General features: G+C 59.0%; 19 protein-coding genes. 6 read left to right on the top strand and 13 right to left on the bottom strand.

Going from position 1 to position 20,126, the window contains the following annotated elements:
• Positions 1–44: 44 nt before the first annotated feature.
• Positions 45–2,285 carry a CRISPR-associated helicase Cas3' gene (gene cas3, locus ACJU26_RS00270; protein ID WP_414040577.1) on the bottom strand — a complete coding sequence of 747 codons (2,241 nt, stop codon included), beginning with the start codon at positions 2,283–2,285 and terminating at the stop codon, positions 45–47.
• A 154-nt stretch (positions 2,286–2,439) separates the two neighbouring features.
• Between cas3 and ACJU26_RS00265 the strand changes: the two genes are divergently transcribed.
• Positions 2,440–2,964, top strand: a complete 525-nt coding sequence (locus ACJU26_RS00265) for a methylated-DNA--[protein]-cysteine S-methyltransferase (protein WP_414040576.1) — start codon at positions 2,440–2,442, stop codon at positions 2,962–2,964.
• A gap of 51 nt (positions 2,965–3,015) precedes the next feature.
• Here the strand turns inward: ACJU26_RS00265 and ACJU26_RS00260 are convergent, their stop codons facing one another.
• Entirely contained in the window at positions 3,016–4,404 is a 1,389-nt protein-coding gene (locus tag ACJU26_RS00260; RefSeq protein ID WP_414040575.1) for an MBL fold metallo-hydrolase RNA specificity domain-containing protein, read from the bottom strand.
• A gap of 202 nt (positions 4,405–4,606) precedes the next feature.
• Between ACJU26_RS00260 and ACJU26_RS00255 the strand changes: the two genes are divergently transcribed.
• The 3 genes from ACJU26_RS00255 to ACJU26_RS00245 are packed head-to-tail and all read left to right on the top strand — an operon-like array spanning position 4,607 to position 8,770.
• Positions 4,607–6,187 (top strand): MFS transporter, encoded by a 1,581-nt coding sequence (locus ACJU26_RS00255; RefSeq protein WP_414040574.1) that lies wholly within the window; start codon positions 4,607–4,609, stop codon positions 6,185–6,187.
• Complete coding sequence (locus ACJU26_RS00250; RefSeq protein WP_414040573.1) at positions 6,184–7,617, top strand: efflux transporter outer membrane subunit; 1,434 nt, start codon at positions 6,184–6,186, stop codon at positions 7,615–7,617. Before ACJU26_RS00255 ends, ACJU26_RS00250 begins: the two co-directional genes overlap by 4 nt.
• Entirely contained in the window at positions 7,607–8,770 is a 1,164-nt protein-coding gene (locus tag ACJU26_RS00245; protein ID WP_414040572.1) for an HlyD family efflux transporter periplasmic adaptor subunit, read from the top strand. The genes ACJU26_RS00250 and ACJU26_RS00245 overlap by 11 nt, the downstream gene beginning before the upstream one ends.
• Here the strand turns inward: ACJU26_RS00245 and ACJU26_RS00240 are convergent.
• The gene (locus tag ACJU26_RS00240) at positions 8,755–9,066 is read right to left on the bottom strand and encodes a hypothetical protein (RefSeq protein WP_414040571.1); all 312 of its coding nucleotides are present in this window, start codon (positions 9,064–9,066) and stop codon (positions 8,755–8,757) included. The genes ACJU26_RS00245 and ACJU26_RS00240 overlap by 16 nt on opposite strands.
• On the opposite strand from ACJU26_RS00240, the gene ACJU26_RS00235 reads away from it, so the two are divergent.
• The gene (locus ACJU26_RS00235) at positions 9,065–9,286 is read left to right on the top strand and encodes a hypothetical protein (RefSeq protein WP_414040570.1); all 222 of its coding nucleotides are present in this window, start codon (positions 9,065–9,067) and stop codon (positions 9,284–9,286) included. The two genes, ACJU26_RS00240 and ACJU26_RS00235, sit on opposite strands and share 2 nt — an antisense overlap.
• A gap of 111 nt (positions 9,287–9,397) precedes the next feature.
• Positions 9,398–10,039, top strand: a complete 642-nt coding sequence (locus ACJU26_RS00230) for a dienelactone hydrolase family protein (protein ID WP_414040569.1) — start codon at positions 9,398–9,400, stop codon at positions 10,037–10,039.
• A 25-nt stretch (positions 10,040–10,064) separates the two neighbouring features.
• Here ACJU26_RS00230 and ACJU26_RS00225 read toward each other — a convergent pair whose 3' ends face one another.
• The 10 genes from ACJU26_RS00225 to atpF form a co-directional block, all read right to left on the bottom strand.
• The gene (locus tag ACJU26_RS00225) at positions 10,065–10,838 is read right to left on the bottom strand and encodes a DUF72 domain-containing protein (RefSeq protein ID WP_414040568.1); all 774 of its coding nucleotides are present in this window, start codon (positions 10,836–10,838) and stop codon (positions 10,065–10,067) included.
• A 34-nt stretch (positions 10,839–10,872) separates the two neighbouring features.
• Entirely contained in the window at positions 10,873–11,088 is a 216-nt protein-coding gene (locus ACJU26_RS00220) for a hypothetical protein (protein WP_414040567.1), read from the bottom strand.
• 304 nt (positions 11,089–11,392) lie between these two features.
• Positions 11,393–13,240 carry a glutamine--fructose-6-phosphate transaminase (isomerizing) gene (gene glmS / locus ACJU26_RS00215; RefSeq protein ID WP_414040566.1) on the bottom strand — a complete coding sequence of 616 codons (1,848 nt, stop codon included), beginning with the start codon at positions 13,238–13,240 and terminating at the stop codon, positions 11,393–11,395.
• Between the two features lie 42 nt (positions 13,241–13,282).
• The gene (gene glmU / locus ACJU26_RS00210) at positions 13,283–14,650 is read right to left on the bottom strand and encodes a bifunctional UDP-N-acetylglucosamine diphosphorylase/glucosamine-1-phosphate N-acetyltransferase GlmU (protein WP_414041998.1); all 1,368 of its coding nucleotides are present in this window, start codon (positions 14,648–14,650) and stop codon (positions 13,283–13,285) included.
• Between the two features lie 100 nt (positions 14,651–14,750).
• Positions 14,751–15,176, bottom strand: coding sequence for a F0F1 ATP synthase subunit epsilon (locus ACJU26_RS00205; RefSeq protein WP_414040565.1), 426 nt, complete (start codon positions 15,174–15,176; stop codon positions 14,751–14,753).
• Between the two features lie 3 nt (positions 15,177–15,179).
• A complete protein-coding gene (atpD, locus tag ACJU26_RS00200; protein ID WP_414040564.1) occupies positions 15,180–16,589 on the bottom strand; it encodes a F0F1 ATP synthase subunit beta in 1,410 nt (469 codons plus the stop codon).
• A gap of 41 nt (positions 16,590–16,630) precedes the next feature.
• Positions 16,631–17,497 (bottom strand): F0F1 ATP synthase subunit gamma, encoded by an 867-nt coding sequence (gene atpG, locus ACJU26_RS00195; protein WP_414040563.1) that lies wholly within the window; start codon positions 17,495–17,497, stop codon positions 16,631–16,633.
• A 9-nt stretch (positions 17,498–17,506) separates the two neighbouring features.
• Complete coding sequence (atpA, locus tag ACJU26_RS00190; protein ID WP_414040562.1) at positions 17,507–19,051, bottom strand: F0F1 ATP synthase subunit alpha; 1,545 nt, start codon at positions 19,049–19,051, stop codon at positions 17,507–17,509.
• An 18-nt stretch (positions 19,052–19,069) separates the two neighbouring features.
• Entirely contained in the window at positions 19,070–19,609 is a 540-nt protein-coding gene (locus tag ACJU26_RS00185) for a F0F1 ATP synthase subunit delta (protein WP_414040561.1), read from the bottom strand.
• A gap of 9 nt (positions 19,610–19,618) precedes the next feature.
• On the bottom strand, positions 19,619–20,098 hold the full coding sequence (gene atpF, locus ACJU26_RS00180; RefSeq protein WP_414040560.1) for a F0F1 ATP synthase subunit B: 480 nt from the start codon (positions 20,096–20,098) through the stop codon (positions 19,619–19,621).
• Between the last annotated feature and the right edge of the window lie 28 nt (positions 20,099–20,126).

The following is a 20,126-nucleotide window of genomic DNA, read 5'->3' as shown; positions in this document are numbered from 1 at the left end:
TAAGTTGTCATGTTATGCCTGTATGGTTCGGGCGGCAACCGGCTTCATACGATGGTGTTCCCCGCGTGCGATGGTGTGCCGTCCGGATTCAGTCCGGTGGCTGGGTCGTAAAGCCAGTCGCTCACCTGCATGTACAGTCCTGGCAGGATTTCTTCGATGTCACCTTGCTTGAGTAACGACAGGGCCTGATTTCGATGCAAGTTGACGGTGTAGCGCTGGAGCTTGCGCATCAGCCAGCGTTCGGGTCTCTGCTTGCGCAGGGTATTGAGGAACATGGCCGATTCGTCATTGTAGCGCACGATGATGGGCGCACTGTCCTCGTCGTCGATCAGGCGGAATTTATCGGAAGCGGTACGAAAACTCACTGCCAGCTCCCTATCCAACTTTCCATGGGCCATGAACAAGTCGTCGCAAATTCGGTGCTTATCGAGCTGACAGCCAAAATATAGACGCTCGAAATACGCAGCAAAGCGGCTGCGGGCAAGCGGCGCTTCCGTCACTCCACGCAATACCTCGCGGCAGGCGTTTTCGCCTTGACGCAGCAATCCCGGCGGCGCAGGTTTGGGTGCTATGAAAACAATGACTTCGCCTTTGTTCTCCAGCCGCCCTTCGCGGTTGCAGCGCCCTGCCGCTTGGGCAATGGAATCAAGCCCAGCGAGTGCCCGGTAGATCACGGAAAAATCCACATCGACGCCCGCTTCGACCAATTGTGTACTGATCACCCGCGTCGCTTGTCCCACCTTCAGGCGTGCCTTGATGTCGGCGATGACGTGTGCGCGATGCGCACCACACATCAGCGCGGACAGGTGCAGCGTGCCTTCGGGCATGTGTTCCCATAGTGAACGGGCGTCGCGACGGGTATTGACGATGGCGAGCACGGAATCTTTCTCAGCGATCTCGGCGGCGAGTTGCGGCCAGTCGATGGACTGTTGCCAGTCGGCAGGCAGGCGCACGTTGACGCGTTCGAGCTGCTGATACAGCGCGTCGGGGTCGGCGATGATCTCACGCACGTTATCGAGACCGCGCAGGTTTTGCCTCGCATCGAAGTAGCTGCGAGTGGACAGTGCGGGCTGGGTGGCAGTGGAGAGCACGACCGTGACGCCATAGTGTCGTGTCAGCAGATTCAACACATCGAGGATGGGTTGCAGGTATTCAGGTGGCAATAACTGCGCTTCATCGAGGATGACCACGGCATCCACGATGTTGTGTATCTTGCGGCAACGTGAGGTGCGTGCGGCAAAGAGAGACTCGAAAAACTGCACATTAGTGGTAACAATAATGGGCGCGTCCCAGTTCTCGCAGGCCAAGCGTGAAGCCGAAGTTTCCTGATCCGGCGCGGATTCGACATTGCTATGGTGTTCGATGACCGCCTCGCCGAAAATGCTGCGAAAAATGTCGGCGGTCTGCTCGATAATGCTGGTATAGGGGATAACATGGATGATGCGGCGCTTGCCGTGAGCCTTGGCATGCTCCAGTGCGAAGGCCATGCTTGAGAGCGTCTTGCCGCCCCCGGTGGGCACAGTCAGGGAGAACAGTCCGGGTTCGAGTGCGGCAGCAGCACGGCATTGAGCGAGGATATCGGCGCGCAGCGCGTTGACGGGAGTCGGATCGGCTTTTGCAGCCAGATTAGCCATGTGCGCATCAAAGCACGGGGCCAGTTCGGCGAGCGTCGGCCAGGCGTTGCGGCGTGTGAATTTCTCGGGATCCATGTAGTGTTCAGTATCGAGAAAATCCGCATCGACCAGCGCTGAAAACAGCATCCGCACCCACAGCGCGAAACCGTCCTTGCCTCCGGGGATAGTGTGCAGGCCCAGTTGAAAATCGTGCGCGTCGAGCAGATCGGCAGGCGGTTTTTCGGCGAGGGATTCATCCAGTTCGGAACGACTTTTCGGGTCATCGAGACGAGCTTCTAGCCCACCGAACCAGTCCGCCAAACCCGCATGGTGGCCGGCGATGAGGTAGGCCAGCACGCGACCCGCTATGCCGAAGTGATCCACAGCCAGCATGGCTCCAGCAGTGGAGTGCGGCGCTTTGCCGGTTTCACCCTTGATGTGGGCATCGGCTTCAAAACCGCTCGCCTGACGGATGTAATGCTGGAATCGAAGCCGGTATTTGCCGAGGTCATGCCAACGCCCGGCAAGGCATGCCCAATCCGCGCCAAAGCCCCTGGCGAAATCGGCGGCAAGCTGGCCAACACAGCGCAGGTGCTCGGCCAGATCGTGTGGCTCACGCCAATTTCCATTGGCATCACGAGCAGCGTGAGCAATTTTAGGTACTGAAACCATAAAATTAGTTAATTGTGCATATTCAAAGGTCTTTGGGCGATTTGAAATTAACAGATCAGCGCTGTAATGTCACTTGAATACTGTGAGGAGTCGGTTAATCATAGATTAAGCTCATTCAATTAGTCGAGCAGCACAACTCACCAGGAGCACAAACATGACCCATCCCTGGCATTGGTATATGGATCAGAGGCCCTCGCCATTGGGGGAAATGCTCCTGGTGACCGATCAACAGGGCGTGTTGCGGGCGCTGGACTGGGAGGAGGGTCGGGGCAGCCTGCTTGCCGATCTCCGGCAATTATACGGCACCGAGTCAATCAGACTGACACATGGCGCCATCCCCAGGCCCATGCGCGACAGTCTGGAGGCTTACTGGGCGGGAGACTTGCAGGCTTTGTCTGCCATTGCTGTGGATACGACCGCCGGCACGCCCTTTCAGCGGGCAGCCTGGGACTGGTTACGCAGCATCCCTGCCGGAGAAACCCGCAGCTACAAGGAACAGGCCCTGGGCATGAACCGACCATCGGCGGTACGCGCCGTGGGTCACGCCAACAGCCGGAACCCCATCGGCATCGTGGTTCCTTGCCATCGGGTCATCGGTACCAACGGCACACTCACCGGCTATGCCGGGGGCGTGGAACGCAAACGCTGGCTATTGCAACATGAAGGTGTGGACCTCTGAGAAATGCCTTCATGGTCCGAAGGTAATGGACTACTTGTGAAGCCTGGGCCTTCAGAGCGTATAATGATCGCCGATAACCGGGCAATCCACCTGTAACCCCCTGGCCCGCAGCACCTTGGCGATACCCTCACGGCCATTGTCCTCACCATGGACAAGGACCGTCCGCGCTGGCTTCTGGTTGCCGAACCAGGCGAGGAGCTCATCATGGTCGGCATGGGCCGAGAACCCGCCGATGGTGTAAATACGGGCGGCCACTCGGATTTCTTCCCCGAAGATACGTACCGTTTTGGCACCATCGATGATGCGTCGGGCCAAGGTTCCTTGCGCAGCATAACCCACAAAGATCACGCTGCTTTCCTCCCGCCAGATATTGTGGCGGAGATGGTGGACGACCCGCCCCCCGGTGGCCATTCCCGAACCCGCCATGATCAGGGCACCCCCCTTGATCAGATTGATGCCCATGGATTCGCTCGTCTCGCGGGTGAAAAGCAGGTTGCGCAGGGCGAAAGGATCCATACCCTGCAACAGGTTTTCGCGGGTATCGGGATTGAAGCATTCAGGATGGCGGCGAAAAATCTCAGTCGCCGAAATGGCCATGGGTGAATCCAGAAAGACGGGCAGCGTGGCGGGAATCTGGTTGTCGCTCATCATCTCCCGCAGGTAATACAACAAATCCTGGGCCCGCTCCAGAGCGAAGGTGGGAATGATGACATTGCCACCCTGTTTCAGGGTGTCAAGAATGGCATCGCGCAGCTCCTCTACGGAAGGACCGATAGCCTTGTGCAGACGATCGCCGTAGGTGGTTTCCATGACGATGGCATCCGCCTCGGGGGCAGGCGTCGACGGGTTGATGATGGGCTTGCCGCGGTTGCCCAGATCGCCGGAATAAACAATGCGCTGCTGTTTCCCAGCCTCGCTGGCTTCGATCAGAATCCAGGCGGAACCGAGAATATGCCCCGCATCGCCGAAGGTCGCACTGACACCCGAACAGACTTCCAGTTTCTGGCCATACTCCGCCGTGCGGCCAAAGCGTTCCATGGTGTTGAGGACATCGGCAATATCATACAGGGGAGCGGACTCCGTTTCGCCGTGCCGCTGGTGCCTGCGACTGGCGCGCCGCGCCTCCTCTTCCGCCAGCCCTGCCGAGTCCACCATCACCAGTCGTGCCAGCTCACGGGTGGCTGAAGTCGTAATGATCTCGCCACGAAAACCGCGCTTGACCAGCAAGGGAATGCGTCCACAATGATCCAGATGGGCATGGGTCAGCAGTAAGTAGTCGATTTCTTTGGCATCAAAACCAAACTCACCGTGATTTTCTTCTTCCAGATCATGCCCACCCTGAAACAGACCGCAATCTATGAGCAATTGTTTATCGCCTACCCGCAGATAATGACAGGACCCGGTAACCCCTCCCGCAGCACCATAAAATTGCATTTCCATGATTATTCTCCTTTTTATTTGAAATAACGGTTTTAGTGGCAGGCTGTGCCTTTACTGTTTATAACACAAATAGAGGATCCATCATGCGTGCCATTTGGATCTCCACTACGCAATGAATACCCGAAGAATGGTTCAGAAGCATGTTGTTGTCCGATGAAATCCCCCTTGTTATCCTGTGCGCCTGCTTGTTGTCGGGATTTCCATGGGTCAGTCATTCAACAGATTCTTCCATCAGCTCAACCGGGATGGGCATGGGGATCGCTTTCTCGCCGCCAATCTGAGTATTGGCTTGGGTCACTTCCTGGTGCTCTTCAATGGCGGTGCCTACCTGCCGATGATCCCCAAAATCGCGGGCAGTCTCGGTCGTGACCCCAGTTATGGGGTGTGGACCCAGGATCTGTATTTTCTGGGCCTGGGTCTGGCCTTGCCCCTGGCACCCTGGGTGCGCGCCCGCTGGGGGCAGAAGGACGGGCTGCTCCTGGCCTTCGCGCTCTTTGCCGCCGCTTCGGCAGTGAATGCCGTGAGCAGCCATTTCGCCGTGTTTCTGGGGGCAAGGATCGTCGCTGCGGTGGGTGGTGGCTTGAGCATACCCCTGTCCCTTGGTCAGTTGCTTGCCCATTATCACGAGCGGGGCAAGAAGGTGGCGCTCTTGCTCTGGGGTTGGGCCTGCATCACGCCTTTCGCCTTCGGGCCCTTTCTGGGTGGCGTGCTGGCCGACACCTGGGGCTGGCGCTGGCTCTTTGTGCTGGATGTCCCCCTTGCACTGCTGGTGTTCCTGGGCATTGCCCTGTGGGAGGAGCCGGACCGCGAATTTCCGCCGCATCCCATGGATTGGCCGGGTTATCTCTTCCTTGTGCTGGCCTTGGGCAGTGCCCTGATGATTCTCAACTCCTGGGACACCGAAGGCTGGTGGGATAGCGGGCGCACCCAGTTGCTCCTTGCCCTTGCCGCGACAACGGGCCTGGCGTTCCTGCTGTGGTCTGCGCCTCATCCCCGCCCGGTCATTCCGCTCCGTTTGTTCCGCCGCCAAAACTTTGCCCTCGCCGCCCTGGGTATCTGGCTGACGGCTCTCCTGTTTCAGGGAAGCCTGGCGATTCTGGTCATCCAGTACCAGCTGCACTTTGGTTTCAGCGCTTACCGCATTGGGCTTCCGCTCCTTTCCATGGCCCTCTTTGCCCCCCTGAGCGCGGCCTTCAGTCATTGGTATTTACGCCACCACGACCCGCGCTGGCTGAGCCTGGCGGCCATGCTCTTGCTCGGTGGAGCGGCATTCTGGATGGCTTCCTGGGCGCTGCCGGTCTCCCCGGAGATGTTGATCTGGCCGCCACTTCTGATCGGGCTGGGCCTGGGGGCGGTGTTCAGTGCCTGGGCACGGATGGGACTCCTGGGCTTGACCGGCGCCGAGGAAGTCCAGGCGGCCTCGCTGCTCAATCTCTTGCGCACTACGGGCCAAGCCATGGGGCTTCCCGCATTGGCAACCTTCTGGGAACGTCGCGCCGATCTGCATCGGCATTTTCTGATCGCTGATCCCAATCAGAACCAGGTTGCCTGGCAAATGGAGCTGCGCCATTTCGCCAGCATCATGACTCCGAGGGGAGCGCGGGATCATTTGGCAGGACTGCTCGCCCAGCAGGCGGACATGCTGGCCTTCAACGAAGTCTTCTGGATCGCTGCCTGGGGCTTTCTGGCCCTGGCCTTCCTGAGCCTTTTGCTGCGCCGCCCCCCGGTATCAGGGGAACCCCTCAGCGAGCAAATGGCTATCGAGGAGATGGTCGAACCGTGAAAACCCTGCGTTTGCTCTGTTTCGGTGGCATGGCGCTATTCCTGTCCGCCTGCGCCACCGTGCCCAAGCTACCCCGCAATCCCCATGCCCCAGCCCCCTCGGCCCCCAGCCTGCCCAAGGGGATGCGACCCACGGAGCTCTGGCCTCGGTATCAGTGGTGGAAGGCATTGCACGACCCGGTACTGGATCGGTGGGTGGCTCGGGCCCTGGCCGACAATCCCAGTCTGCATGCCGCGGCGGCACGGGTTCTCGCAGCCCAGGCGGTGGTCGGCGTGACCAATGCCCGGCGTCTCCCCCATTTCGACGCCGGCCTGTCTTTTACGCAGCAATACTTTTCGGCGCAGGGGCTGCATCTGAGTGCCAATGGCACCAGCAATTTCTTTACCGAGCTCAATCCCATTCAAATTCGCTATCACATCGATCTCTGGGGCCAGGACCAGGCCTTGGTCCGGGCGGCGCGGGGGGATGCGCAAATGGTCGCGGCCAACCTCGCGCAAGCCCGCTTGCTGCTGAGTACCGCCGTGGTGCTGCACTATGTGGCGCTGATGGGTGACGAAGCCTTGCAACAAAAAGAGGAGCAGGTATTTCAGGTCCTGCACCAAAACCTGAGGCTGTCCAGGACGGCCTATGCTGCCGGGATCGGCAATGCCCAAGGGTTTTTGCAGGCGCGCCGGGGGCTTGCCACGACGGCGGCACGCCTGGCCACCTTGAAGGCGGATTGTGCCACCCAGCGCCATGCCCTGGCGGAACTTGCTGGCGAGGGGCCTGGGACGGCGCAACCGAAGAGAATCCCGCCCCCATTCCCGCTCCTGCCCGATGCCCGACTTCCCGCCGACTTGCCCCTGGGGCTCCTGGCCCACTGCCCTGACATCATTGCCGCCCGCTGGGCCATGGAAGCGGCTGCAGCCCGTGTTCATGCCGCCCGGGCGGCGTTTTATCCCGATCTCAACCTGCGCCTGTTGGCTGGGTGGAACAGCATCGACCTGGGAGATTTGTTCCAGCCCGGAAATTTTGCTCATGCCGTAGGGCCGGTTCTGACCCTGCCCATTTTCGAGGGGGGTGCGCTGCGTTCCCGCCTGCGGGGCGAGAATGCACTTTTCCTTGCCACCCAGGAGCAATACCGTGCCCGGATTCTCTCGGACCTGCGTCAAGTGGCGGACATCCTCAGCGCTTGGGAAAAGCTCCGCGGGCAGCGGCAGGCGGCCAGGGAAGCCCTGGCTGCTGCGAGACGGCAGCTCGGCTTGGCCCAAGGAGCCTGGCGAAGCGGGATCGGGACTCGATTACCCTATCTGCAACAACAAATAGGGTACCTCCGGGCCAGGCAAGCGATCATCCAGTTGAAGACCGCGAGCCTCCAGAACTGGGCCTTGCTGGAGTCGGCCTTGGGCGGCGGCTACTTCCAGAAGGTGCGCAATCGGCATGGCCACTGACGAGTCCACGACCCAGCGCCAGGGCTTGCGGCGTAGCCGTCGAAATCTCCTGGTTCTGGCCCTGGTGCTGGGATTCTTTCTCTTGCTCTGGCTGCTCTGGTGGTGGCTGGTCGGAAGCCGGGAGGTGGTCAGCAACGATGCCTACGTGACCGGCAACATCGACCCCATTCAAGCACAGGCCTTTGGGACCATTCGCCGGGTTTTCGTCCAGGATACCCAGTTCGTCCACGCCGGCGAGCGCTTGGCTGCGGTCTGGGGGGATCGCAGCTACCTGGCCATGAAAGCCCGGGCGGCGGCCTTGGGGCGGGTGGTGCGGCAGGTCCGCCAGGAATTCGCTCGAGTGGATGAACTTCGGCAAACGATCAGGGCGCGTCAGGCGAAACTTCGGGAGTTACAGGAAGATCTGCAACGCTACCGGCGGGCCCGGGCCAGCGGGGCGGTGGCGAGCATCCAGATTGCCAACACCGAACAGGACATCATCGGCCTGCGGGCCGAGATCAAGGCCCTGCGGGCCCGGCTACAGGCCGCCCATGCCCTGGTGGCGCATACCACCCTCCAGGATAATCCTCAGGTCCAGGCGGCGGCCAGGGCGTTCGAAAAAGCCTATATGCAATGGCTGCGGCGAGATATCCGGGCCCCCGTGAGCGGCTTCGTGGCCCAGCGCCAGGCGCATCCTGGGCAAATGATCCATCCGGGAGAACGGCTCTTTTCCATCGTGCCGTTGCAACCCCTCTGGGTAGTGGCCAATATCAAGGAAACGGAGATGGCCCAGGTCCGGCCCGGTGAGAAGGTGCGCATGGAGAGTTCCTATTATGGCAGCCGGGTCCGCTACCAGGGGCGGGTGGAGGGGCTTTCGCCGGGGGCCGGCAGTGCCTTTGCCATCCTGCCCCCGGACAATGCCACCGGTAACTATATCCACATCGTCGAGCGGGTACCGGTGCGCATCTCCTTGCCGGCGCCGGAATTGGCCAGTCACCCGCTGCGGCCGGGCCTGTCCATGCTGGTGCATATCCAGACGCGAGAAGGCCAGAGCCGGGCTGTCCTCCATCCCTTGACCCGAACCCCGCTGGCAGGGTACGAAAGCTCGCTGTACCGTCGGCAATTGCAGCAGGTCAAGGCCAAGGCCCTGCGGATCATTCACGAAAATTCCTGAGCGGCAAAGAAATACGGCGAATGAATCGAAAAATGGCAGTCGCTCCGGATGGTTTTTGCTCCGACGGGCATTGCCTGCCTGTTGTCCTCCGGCGCATCCCGCTGACAGGCGGAGCATTGCCGTGGTGCTGGACGATCATCTGAGCGCAGATGCCACTTTGTCGTTATCATGTTGTCATCCACATAGTTCGGGATGGTTCCTTGCGAGCTGGCATGATGCTGCTTCCAGAGGGGTGCAACGATGGGATGAGTGGATATATAATTTTTCGCTCCATATGGCGAGGTGTGAATCTTCATGAGTGACGAATCCGATAAAGCACACATGTTATGCGGCATGTGCGTATATTTCCCACCGAATCTTCCGGAGGGGAAGTATCCGCCGGAGGACTGGCTGGAGTTGCAAAAGAAATCCTGTTCCTTTGATTATGTCCCGGGCGATGCCGACTGTCAGGCCACCAGGAAAACAAGCTGTAGTTTGGTTGATTTACGCAATAAAACGGGAATGAACCCCGGTTAAAGGCCGCCCTTTGGGCTTGCGTCAGAAGTTACCATTCTTGTGTTTGAATCGATAACAGCTCACTATCGCTAAGTCACAGGGGTTGCATCCAACCATCGGGGGTACCTAGTTATGTCCAAAGAAGTCACACGACGACTTGTTACCATCCCCGCCGACGGGAGATCCCTGGAAGGTACGCTAGCCTTGCCTCCGGACGCGCGAGGACTGGTGCTTTTTGCCCACGGCAGCGGCAGCAGCCGCCTGAGTCCCAGGAATAATTACGTCGCGCAGGTCTTGCAGGGCGGCGGGGTCGGCACGCTCCTCTTCGACCTCTTGAGCGCCGAGGAGGATCGCGATTATGCCAACCGCTTCGCCATCGGATTACTCGCTGAACGCTTGGTGGCGGCCACCCGCTGGGTGCGGCAGGAGGCGGAGGGGCTCCCCCTGGGGTATTTCGGAGCCAGCACTGGCGCGGCGGCCGCCTTGCGGGCGGCCGCGCAACTCGGCGACGACATCAAGGCGCTGGTCTCCCGCGGCGGGCGTCCCGATCTGACCGGCCCCAGCATTTCCCAAGTGACGGCACCCACCCTTCTGATCGTCGGGGGTTTCGATGAGGTGGTCATCGCCATGAATGAAAAGGCCTACGCCGAGCTGCGGGCAGAGAAGCAGATGGTCATCATCCCCGGGGCCACGCATCTTTTTGAGGAGCCGGGGACTTTGGAAGAGGTCGCAAGGCTGGCCTTGGCGTGGTTCCAACGCCATCTCGTGAAGTAGGAAGGCCCGTGCGCCGGTCGCCCCATCAAGCGCCGGCACACCCGCCTTCCTCCGCGGACAACGCGAGAATACTTTTGAGTTCCAGGGCATTGCGGGTAGCGTAGGCAGCCTGGTCGTTATTGAAATACACATGGACGGCGCTCAGATCCTGCCAGCCACGGATGCGCGCCGCCCAGATACGCAGGGCGTCGCTCCCATAACAGCCCGCATAGGCTACAGCGCCCGGCCCATGCAGGCGCAGGTAGGCAAAGTCCGCGGTCAGCACCAAAGGGGATTGGAAACCGGCGAGATCAAAAATGCAGAAGGCGGCGTTGTGGGCACGCAGAAGCGCATAGACCTCCGGGTGGTGCCAACTCGGGTCGCGCATTTCGAAGGCGTAACGATGTCCTGGAGGCAAATCGTTCAGAAAACGATCCAGGCGTTGGGCGTCTCGCCGCCAGTGGGGCGGCAACTGGAAGAGAACGGGCCCGAGTTTCCCGGCGAGGATTTCCATGCGCCCGAGGAAAACGGCCAGGGCGCCCTGCGCGGCAGAGAGCTTTTTTCGGTGGGTGATCAAGCGGCTGGCCTTGGAAGCGAAGCAAAAGCCGGAGGGAGTGCATTCCTGCCAAGTAGACAGGGCCTTCTCGCCGGGGAGACGATAAAAGCTGCTGTTGATTTCCACGGTGTCGAAATGGCGGGCGTAAAAATCCAACCAGCCCCGCGTGGGCAGATCGTCAGGATAGAATGGGCCGCGCCAGTGCGGATAATACCAGCCGGCGCAGCCGATCCGATAATGGCCCGTCGGACGCCTCTCTTTCACGGTATCCTGTGTCGGCACCGACGGGCCAAGAAGGTCAGTCCGGCAGTTTTTTCTGCCCCTTCCATTGCTGGAAACGATCTATTTCCCTGCTGACTCCGGGCGCTACCGGAGCGCCATGGGAGTTCGCCAGCGCCCGGTACATTTCCAGGGCGGCTTCCGCCAGACGATCCTGGGCGCGCAGGATGAATACGGGTTCATCGGCACCGATTCCAGGGATTTGTACATTGCCATATTTGCCGGAACTTGCCATGACGATTTCCTCTGTAGAAATAAGCGATTTTTTGATTACCTATAAAAAACTATAGGTCAGGATTTCCGAAAAGCAAAGAGCGCGGGGCATGGTTTCACCATTCTTGTCCATGCTGGACATTTTTTCTATCCATCTGAAAATTATTTGCTTTTCCTGCGCATGTGTGTTGTTGTACATTTGTATCGTGCGCTTCGTTCATCCAGCGACGGCGAATCTCCTTCGATCAACATTTGGTGGTGAAACTATTTTGTCGAGGATGAAACTTTTTTGTCCGTTAACATCGGGTAAAAGCTATGATTTCCCCCTATTCGACCGTCACCGCCTTGGCCAGATTACGCGGACGGTCCACATCCGTGCCCTTGACCAGGGCGGCGTGATAGGCCAGCAGTTGTACCGGGATGACATGCACCACGGGAGAGAGCAGGCCGGTATGGCGGGGCAGGCGCAGCACATGGATGCCCTCACTGGCGCTGAAGTGACTGTCGGCGTCGGTGAATACGTATAACTCCCCGCCCCGGGCGTGAACTTCCTGCATGTTCGCCGCGACTTTTTCCAGCAGGCGATCGTTGGGGGCAATGACCACCACCGGCATGTTGCTGTCCACCAGGGCCAGCGGGCCATGCTTGAGTTCTCCGGCGGGATAGGCTTCGGCGTGAATGTAAGAGATTTCCTTGAGCTTGAGGGCACCTTCCAGGGCGATGGGATAATGCAGGCCCCGTCCCAGAAAAAGGGCATGCTCCTTGCCCGCGAAACGCGCCGCCCAGCCCTGGATTTGTGGCTCCAGATTCAGGGCATGCTGGACACTGCCGGGAAGCTGACGGAGCGCGTCCAGATGCTCGGCCTGGGCGTCGGCGACCAGTCGCCCCTGGGCCTTGGCCAGCGAAATGGCCAGTAAATACAAGGCGGCCAGTTGGGTCGTGAAGGCCTTGGTGGAAGCCACCCCGATTTCCGGACCCGCCCGGGTCAGAAAACGCAGGGCCGAGGCTCTGGGGATGGCACTTTCAGCCACATTGCAAATGGACAGGGTGTAGTCATGACCCAGATCCTTGGCGCGTTTCAGGGCCTCAAAAGTATCCAGGGTTTCCCCCGACTGGGACAGGGTAACAATCAGCTGGCGCGGGTTGGGAATGGAATCCCGATAGCGGTATTCATGGCCCAACTCCGCCTGTGCCGGAATTCCCGCGATACTTTCCAGCCATTGCCGGCCCACCAGGGTCGCGTAATGGCTGGTGCCCGACGCCAGAAAAAGCACGCTGTCCACATCCTTGAAAATTTCTTCTCCCTGCGCTCCCCATAAATCAGCCAGATTCAGTTGACTATTCAAAGCCCCTTCCAGGGTATCCGCCAATGCACGGGGCTGTTCGTGGATTTCCTTCTGCATGAAATGCCGATACGGACCCAGATCGACCGCGGCCGCACTGAGCGCACTCCAGTGCTCTTCGCGTTGTTGCGGCTGTCCGGCCTGATCCGTGATGATGAGTTTGTTCCGTTCCAGCAAGGCCACATCGCCGTCATCCAGATACAGCACGCGCCGGGTCACGGGGAGCAAGGCCGCCACATCCGAGGCAAAGTAATGTCCGTCATCGGCAATGCCCAGCAACAAGGGACAACCCATGCGCGCCACACAAAGTTGCTCCGGGTCAGTGAGGGACAAGACCGCAATGGCATAGGCACCCCGCAATTCCGACACCGTTTGGCGCACGGCAGTCAACAAATCAGGGGTGCTCTGCCGGTAGAAATGGACCAGATGGGCGATCACTTCCGTATCGGTTTCGGACGTGAACACATAACCTGCCTGCTCCAGACGCTGGCGCAGGGCATGGAAGTTTTCGATAATGCCGTTATGTACCACGGCAATGTGCTCTTGGGAAATCATGGGATGGGCGTTGCATTCGGCCACACCGCCATGGGTCGCCCAGCGGGTATGGCCAATACCCAGCAAACCCTGAATGCCCCTGGCGTCCGCGGCTGCCGTCAAGTCCGCGACACGACCGACGCTGCGCACCCGTTCCAAGGTAGGGGTCTGTCCCGGCAGCGACTGCAGCATGGCCAAACCTGCTGAATCGTAGCCGCGGTATTCCAGTCGCCGCAAACCTTCGAGAATCATGGGAACCAGATCTGTCCTACTGACACCGCCAACAATACCGCACATGATTTTTCTCCCGGGAACAGGAACTGCCAAAAGACCTTGGTTTTATTTGGGTTGCCGCTTGGGGCGCTGCCAGTCTGGAACGGAACGCTGGGGACTGCGGCTGAGCGTTAAACCACCGGCGGCGACATCCTTGGTGATGGTACTGCCGGCACCAATGGTGGCTCCATCCCCCACCCTTACCGGAGCGACCAGCTGCGTCGCGGAGCCCACAAACACATCATTGCCGATCAGGGTCTTATGTTTGTTGGCCCCATCATAATTACAGGTGATGGTCCCCGCACCCACGTTCACCCCCGTGCCAATTTCCGAGTCACCAATGTAGGTCAGATGATTGGCCTTGGAACCCGCACCAATGCGTGATGCTTTGACTTCGACATAATTGCCGATATGAGCAGCAACGCCAATATCGCTGCCGGGACGAATCCGTGCGAAAGGACCGATGCGTGCCCCAGAGCCGATATGCGCGCCTTCGAGCACGCTGTAGGGCAGGACCTCCGCATCATCGGCAATGTCCACATCCTGAAGGACAACCCCCATCCCGATACGCACCCGATTGCCCAAACGCACCTTGCCGATACAGAGGACATTGGGGTCCAGCCAGCAATCCTGACCACATTGCAAGGTACCGCGAATATCCAATCGCTCCGGATCCGCCAGGCGCAGTCCCTGCCGCTGCAATTGTTCAACTTGCCGACGCTGATAAATTCTTTCCAGTGCCGCCAGTTGCACCAGATCATTGACGCCCAGAGCTTCGCTGGCATCGTTAAAAATAAAAGGCCGGACGGGGTGATGACTGGCATGGGCGGCAGCGACCACATCGGTCAGGTAGAACTCTCCCTGGGCATTATTGGCGGATAAGTCTGCCAACCAGTTTTGCAGGGGGGCCACGGGCAATATCATCATGCCCAGGTTGACCTCGGCAATAGACTGTTCTTTCATGTTGCAATCTTTCTGCTCGCGAATGGCCTGCACCTGGCCCTGCGCATCACGCACGATGCGCCCGTAACCCCGGGGCTCTTCGAGTAGGGCGGTACTCAGCCCGACCGCGCCCTTGGGTGTTTCTGCCAGAAAGGCCCGCAAGGTATCAGCCGTGAGTAATGGGACATCTCCGTAAAGTACGAGCACTCGCTCTGCGCCGTTCAGGCCTGGTAGAGCCGCCCTGAGGGCATCTCCCGTACCTTTTTGCGGCTGCTGGTGCCAGCACCGCACTGGCCGGTCCGCACAGTGTTTTTGCACCAAATCTGCGCCATTGCCGATGACCACATGCAAGTGGCGCGGCTGCAGGCTTTGCGCGGTGTCCAGCACATGCTCCAACAAGGGTTTTCCGCCCAACGGCTGCAACACCTTGGGCTGCGCCGAGCGCATGCGGGTCCCTTGTCCGGCGGCAAGAATCACAATGTCGGTAGTCATCGGCTCCATGGCTCCATCCTCAAAATGCACGAACCCCAGTCACCAAAGCGACCGGGGTTCGTGAAACCTGTCCAAAGACAGATGCATCCGTGCGTTGCAATTAACGTAGCAAGCCTTGTTCGCGCAAGCGCTGAACAGCTTTCAAGCGGGCGATTTGCGCCAGCAGTTCACCTTGGGCTGCCGCATAATCCATCTGATCCAGATTGCTGGCCAGACGGGCTTCAGCGGCTTGCTTGGCGGCCAGTGCCTTGGCTTCGTCAATATCCGTGGCCCGTTCTGCCGAATCCGCCAGAACCGTCACCATGTCTGGCTGTATTTCCAGCATCCCGCCGTTGACAAACAGATATTCGGTGTTTTCACCGTGAATAATCCGCAACTCGCCGGGACGCAATCCGGTCAGCAACGGCGCGTGGCGGGGTAAAATACCCAGTTCACCCACCTCGCCAGGAGCAACCACCATCGTGGCCACCCCTTCGTAGATGCTCCCTTCAGCACTGACGACCCGCACATCAATGGTCATGACCATACCTTATCCCTGCTGCATCTTTTGCGCCTTGGCAATCGCTTCGTCAATAGTGCCTACCATGTAAAAAGACTGCTCCGGCAGATGGTCATATTCACCCGCAACAATGGCCTTGAACCCACGAATGGTATCTTTCAGGGAAGTGTAGGTGCCGGGGCTACCCGTAAATACTTCCGCGACAAAGAAAGGTTGGGACAGGAAGCGCTGAATTTTACGCGCCCGGGAAACCAGCAGCTTGTCATCTTCCGAAAGTTCATCCATGCCCAGAATGGCGATGATGTCCTGCAACTCCTTGTAGCGCTGCAGGGTCTTCTGACAGGCACGGGCCACATCATAGTGTTCCTGACCGACAATGGCAGGATCCAGTTGACGACTGAAGGAATCCAGAGGATCCAGGGCGGGGTAAATACCCAGTTCGGCAATCTGGCGGGACAGCACGACCGTTGCATCCAGATGGGCAAAGGTCGTGGCCGGGGAAGGATCGGTGAGATCGTCGGCAGGCACATAAACCGCCTGCACCGAGGTGATGGAACCCACCTTGGTGGAGGTGATGCGTTCCTGAAGCTTGCCCATCTCTTCGGCCAGGGTCGGCTGATAACCCACCGCCGAAGGCATACGCCCGAGCAGTGCGGACACTTCGGTACCCGCCAGGGTGTAACGGAAGATGTTATCAATGAACATCAGAATATCGCGGCCTTCATCCCGGAAATGCTCCGCCATGGTCAAGCCGGTGAGACCGACGCGCAGACGGTTGCCGGGCGGCTCATTCATCTGGCCGTAGCACAGAGCCACTTTGTCGAGCACGCCGGATTCTGTCATTTCGTGGTAGAAGTCATTGCCTTCGCGGGTTCTTTCACCCACCCCGGCAAACACGGAATAACCCGTGTGCTCAATGGCGATATTGCGGATCAGTTCCATCATGAGCACGGTCTTGCCCACCCCGGCACCACCGAAGAGGCCGACCTTGCCGCCCTTGGCGAAAGGGCAGATCAGATCGATGACCTTGATGCCGGTTTCCAGCACTTCCGTACTGGCGGCCAGCTCGTCAAAACTGGGGGCGGGCCGGTGAATGGCCTTGCGCTCTTCGGTCTGTATCGGACCCTTGCCATCCACGGGGTCACCGAGGACATCCATGATGCGCCCCAGCGTGCCATGTCCCACCGGCACGCTGATGGGGGCACCCGTACGGGCCACCGCCAGACCGCGCTTCAGTCCTTCGCTGGGTCCCATGGCGATGCCCCGAGCCACGCCGTCACCCAACTGTGACTGTATTTCGATGGTGAGATTTTTTTCCGTGATGACCACGGCTTCCATGATCTCCGGGATCTCTCCGCGAGGAAAGGCGACATCGATCACTGGCCCGATCACCTGGACAATGTGGCCGACGGCATGTTCTTTAACTACCGCTTCGCTCATGATATAACCCTCAAAAATTCCCAAAAAACTGTACTTGATCCCTAAACCGCCGCCGCACCCGCGCTGATTTCGGCGATTTCCTGGGTGATGGCTGCCTGACGCGCCTTGTTGTATGCCAACTGCAGATCGCCCACCATCCGTTTGGCGTTATCCGAAGCATTTTTCATGGCCACCATCCGCGCACTCTGCTCGCAGGCCAGATGCTCGATCACCGCCTGATACACGACCGATTCCACATAACGGTGCAGGAGCTTGTCGAGTACCGGACGTGCCTCCGGTTCGTAAATGTAATCCCACATCCCTGCTGGTTTTTCGGCGGGGACTTCGGGCTTTTCCACGGGCAACAACTGCTCCAGCTTGGCGCGTTGCAGCATGGTATTCACAAAGTAGGAAGAAACCAGATAAACCACATCCACTTCACCCTTGGCATAAGCATCAGCCATGGCCTGGATGGGTCCAATCATATCTGCCAGATTGGGTTTGTCACCCAGTCCATTCAGTTCGGCGACCAGATGCGCGCCATGCCGGCGCAAAAACCCCAGCCCCTTGTTACCCATGACCGCGAGATCCGAACTCACCCCCTGCTCGTGCAGTTCGTGCATTTTGTACACGGTCTGCCGCAGTACGTTGACGTTCAACGCACCGCAAAGACCACGGTCGGTGGTGATGACCAGAAACCCGGCCTTTTTGACGGGTCGAACCTGCATCAAAGGATGCTCGTACTCTGGGTGCGCCAGCGCCAGATGTCCCAATACCTCACGGATTTTCTCCGCGTAAGGCCGGGCGGCACGCATCCGTTCCTGCGCGCGCCGCATCTTGCTTGCAGCCACCATTTCCATGGCGCGGGTAATCTTGCGCGTATTTTTTACGCTCTTGATCTGACCGCGAATTTCCTTGGCATTGGCCATGCTGCTCTCCTAGTACGTCGAACTGGACTTGAACTGCTTGATTGCTGCGTCGAGCTGCTTTTTGAAGTCATCGGTGAGCTCTTTTTTCTCTTCGAGGCCAGCCATCAAGTCCTTGTTGTTGCTGTTCAGGTAGGCCAGCAAGGCTTTCTCGAAGGGACGCACCTTGGCGACTTCCACATCGTCCAGTGCACCACTGTCGGCAGCAAACAGGGATACGGCCTGTTCCGCGACCGACATGGGCGCAAACTGGTCCTGTTTCAGCAATTCGGTGACCCGCTTGCCGCGTTCAATCTGCTTGCGGGTGATTTCATCCAGATCCGAGGCAAACTGGGCGAAAGCAGCCAGTTCACGATATTGCGCCAGATCCAGACGAATGCCACCACCCAGCTTCTTGATGATTTTGGTTTGGGCGGCACCACCCACGCGGGATACGGATAGACCCGCGTTGATGGCCGGACGAATACCGGAGTTGAACAAATCGGTTTCGAGATAAATCTGGCCGTCGGTGATGGAAATCACGTTGGTGGGCACGAAGGCGGAAACGTCACCCGCCTGGGTTTCGATGATGGGCAAAGCGGTCAGTGAGCCGGTCTTGTCCTTCACCGCGCCATTGGTGAACTTTTCCACGAAATCGGCATTGACCCTTGCGGCACGTTCCAGCAAGCGGGAATGCAGGTAGAACACATCACCCGGGTAAGCTTCACGACCCGGTGGACGGCGCAGCAACAGGGAAATCTGCCGGTAGGCCCAGGCCTGCTTGGTCAGATCGTCATAGACGATCAGGGCATCCATACCGCGATCGCGGAAGAACTCGCCCATGGTGCAGCCGGAATAGGGCGCCAGATACTGCATGGCGGCGGATTCCGAAGCGTTGGCGGCGATCACCGTCGTGTATTCCATGGCGCCGTACTCTTCCAGCTTGCGGACTACACCCGCCACGGTGGAAGCCTTCTGCCCGATCGCGACATAAATGCAGTGAACCCCCATGCCTTTTTGGTTGATGATGGCATCCACCGCCACGGCGGTCTTGCCGGTCTGACGGTCCCCGATGATCAGTTCGCGCTGACCACGGCCAATCGGCACCATGGCATCGATGGACTTGATGCCGGTCTGCATGGGTTCGTCCACACTCTGGCGTTCGACGACGCCGGGGGCGATTTTTTCGAGCACGTCAAATTCCTTGGCGTCAACCGGACCCTTGCCGTCAATGGGCTGACCCAGGGCATTGACGACGCGCCCCAGCAATTCCTTGCCGATGGGAACCTGCATGACCTTACCGGTACATTTGACGATGTCGCCTTCTTCGAGGCCGGAGAATTCTCCCAGTACCACGGCGCCGACATTGTCCTGTTCCAGATTCATGGCCAGCGCGTAGCGGCCGCCGGGGAGTTCGAGCATCTCGCCATACATGACGTCTTCCAGACCGTGAATGCGCAGGATACCGTCGCTCAGGCTGATGATGGTGCCCTGGGAGCGCGTTTCGACGCGGCCTTCAAAGCCAGCGATGCGTGCGCGGATCAGGTCACTGATTTCCGATGGATTCAGTTGTTGCATACTATGTTCCTCAAGACTTTAGCTGCGAAGGGTTCGGGCAAGCTGCTGCACTTGTCCACGCACGGAAGCATCTATGGTGAGATCACCCGTATGAATTACGAGACCGCCAATCAGGGAGGCATCTACCGACTCACGAAAAGCGACCTTGCGACCGCTGAAACGCTGTTCGAGGGCGGCCTGCACCGCACTTTTCTGCTGTGCATCCAGGACGACCGCGCTGGTCACCAGGACATCAACGATCCCTTCGTCATGGCGCATGGCTTCGTCAAAAAGCTGGGCGATTTCTGCTGCCGCTGGCCAGCGATCATTCTGTATCAGAAGCCCAAGAAAAGACTGCCACGCAGCCTGCTCAACCGTCACCGGAGCGGTAGCCAGCAAAGCCATCTTGTCCGCTGCCGGGCGTTCAGGATCGCTCAAAAACGCCTGTGCCTGGCTATCTGCCACCATGGCCGTAAGCACCTGCAGCGATTCTGCCCAAGCCTGCTGCTGACCAGATTGTTTTGCCAGCCCGAAAAGGGCCTCGGCGTAGGGACGCGCCACTGTGATCAGATCTGCCATTTCAGACCCTCACAATTGAGCGACCATGCGGTCGATAATGTCGCGATGGGCATTCTGGTCAATTTCCCGGTGCAAAATACGCTGGGTGCCGTCGACCACCAGATCCACCACCTGACCACGCAAAGCCTCGCGCGCACGATTGGTTTCCACATCGATTTCCGCCCGGGCACCGGCAATGATCCGATCCGCTTCTTCACGCGCCTTGCTCTGGGCTTCTTCGCGCAGTTCCACCCCACGTCGTTCCGCATTGGCGATGATTTCCGCCGCCTTGTCCTTGGCTTCCCGCAACATTTCTGCTGCACGTTTTTGCGCCAGGGCCATTTCTTCTTTCCCACGCTCGGCAGCAGCAAGTCCATCGGCGATTTTCGCACGACGCTCATCCATGACCTTACGCAGGGGACCATACATATACTTGTACAACAACGCCACCAGAATGACGAAGGTGATCAGCTGTATGATCAGTGTTCCATTGATACCTACTGGATTCATGACTACCTCACTTGCAAGTGGGCCGGAT

Origin of the sequence: Acidithiobacillus sp. M4-SHS-6 (genome assembly GCF_047421495.1) — a bacterium.
In the GTDB taxonomy this organism is placed as follows: domain Bacteria; phylum Pseudomonadota; class Gammaproteobacteria; order Acidithiobacillales; family Acidithiobacillaceae; genus Acidithiobacillus.
The sequence above is the reverse complement of the archived record's forward strand: the minus strand, read 5'-3'. Positions and strand labels throughout refer to the sequence as shown.

Excerpts from the sequence above, each read along its gene's own strand:
- cas3 (WP_414040577.1), bottom strand. The coding sequence starts at position 2,285 with ATGGTTTCAGTACCTAAAATTGCTCACGCTGCTCGTGATGCCAATGGA.
- ACJU26_RS00265 (WP_414040576.1), top strand. The coding sequence starts at position 2,440 with ATGACCCATCCCTGGCATTGGTATATGGATCAGAGGCCCTCGCCATTG.
- ACJU26_RS00260 (WP_414040575.1), bottom strand. The coding sequence starts at position 4,404 with ATGGAAATGCAATTTTATGGTGCTGCGGGAGGGGTTACCGGGTCCTGT.
- ACJU26_RS00255 (WP_414040574.1), top strand. The coding sequence starts at position 4,607 with ATGGGTCAGTCATTCAACAGATTCTTCCATCAGCTCAACCGGGATGGG.
- ACJU26_RS00245 (WP_414040572.1), top strand. The coding sequence starts at position 7,607 with ATGGCCACTGACGAGTCCACGACCCAGCGCCAGGGCTTGCGGCGTAGC.
- ACJU26_RS00235 (WP_414040570.1), top strand. The coding sequence starts at position 9,065 with ATGAGTGACGAATCCGATAAAGCACACATGTTATGCGGCATGTGCGTA.
- ACJU26_RS00240 (WP_414040571.1), bottom strand. The coding sequence starts at position 9,066 with ATGAAGATTCACACCTCGCCATATGGAGCGAAAAATTATATATCCACT.
- ACJU26_RS00230 (WP_414040569.1), top strand. The coding sequence starts at position 9,398 with ATGTCCAAAGAAGTCACACGACGACTTGTTACCATCCCCGCCGACGGG.
- ACJU26_RS00220 (WP_414040567.1), bottom strand. The coding sequence starts at position 11,088 with ATGGCAAGTTCCGGCAAATATGGCAATGTACAAATCCCTGGAATCGGT.
- glmS (WP_414040566.1), bottom strand. The coding sequence starts at position 13,240 with ATGTGCGGTATTGTTGGCGGTGTCAGTAGGACAGATCTGGTTCCCATG.
- glmU (WP_414041998.1), bottom strand. The coding sequence starts at position 14,650 with ATGACTACCGACATTGTGATTCTTGCCGCCGGACAAGGGACCCGCATG.
- ACJU26_RS00205 (WP_414040565.1), bottom strand. The coding sequence starts at position 15,176 with ATGGTCATGACCATTGATGTGCGGGTCGTCAGTGCTGAAGGGAGCATC.
- atpD (WP_414040564.1), bottom strand. The coding sequence starts at position 16,589 with ATGAGCGAAGCGGTAGTTAAAGAACATGCCGTCGGCCACATTGTCCAG.
- atpG (WP_414040563.1), bottom strand. The coding sequence starts at position 17,497 with ATGGCCAATGCCAAGGAAATTCGCGGTCAGATCAAGAGCGTAAAAAAT.
- atpA (WP_414040562.1), bottom strand. The coding sequence starts at position 19,051 with ATGCAACAACTGAATCCATCGGAAATCAGTGACCTGATCCGCGCACGC.
- ACJU26_RS00185 (WP_414040561.1), bottom strand. The coding sequence starts at position 19,609 with ATGGCAGATCTGATCACAGTGGCGCGTCCCTACGCCGAGGCCCTTTTC.
- atpF (WP_414040560.1), bottom strand. The coding sequence starts at position 20,098 with ATGAATCCAGTAGGTATCAATGGAACACTGATCATACAGCTGATCACC.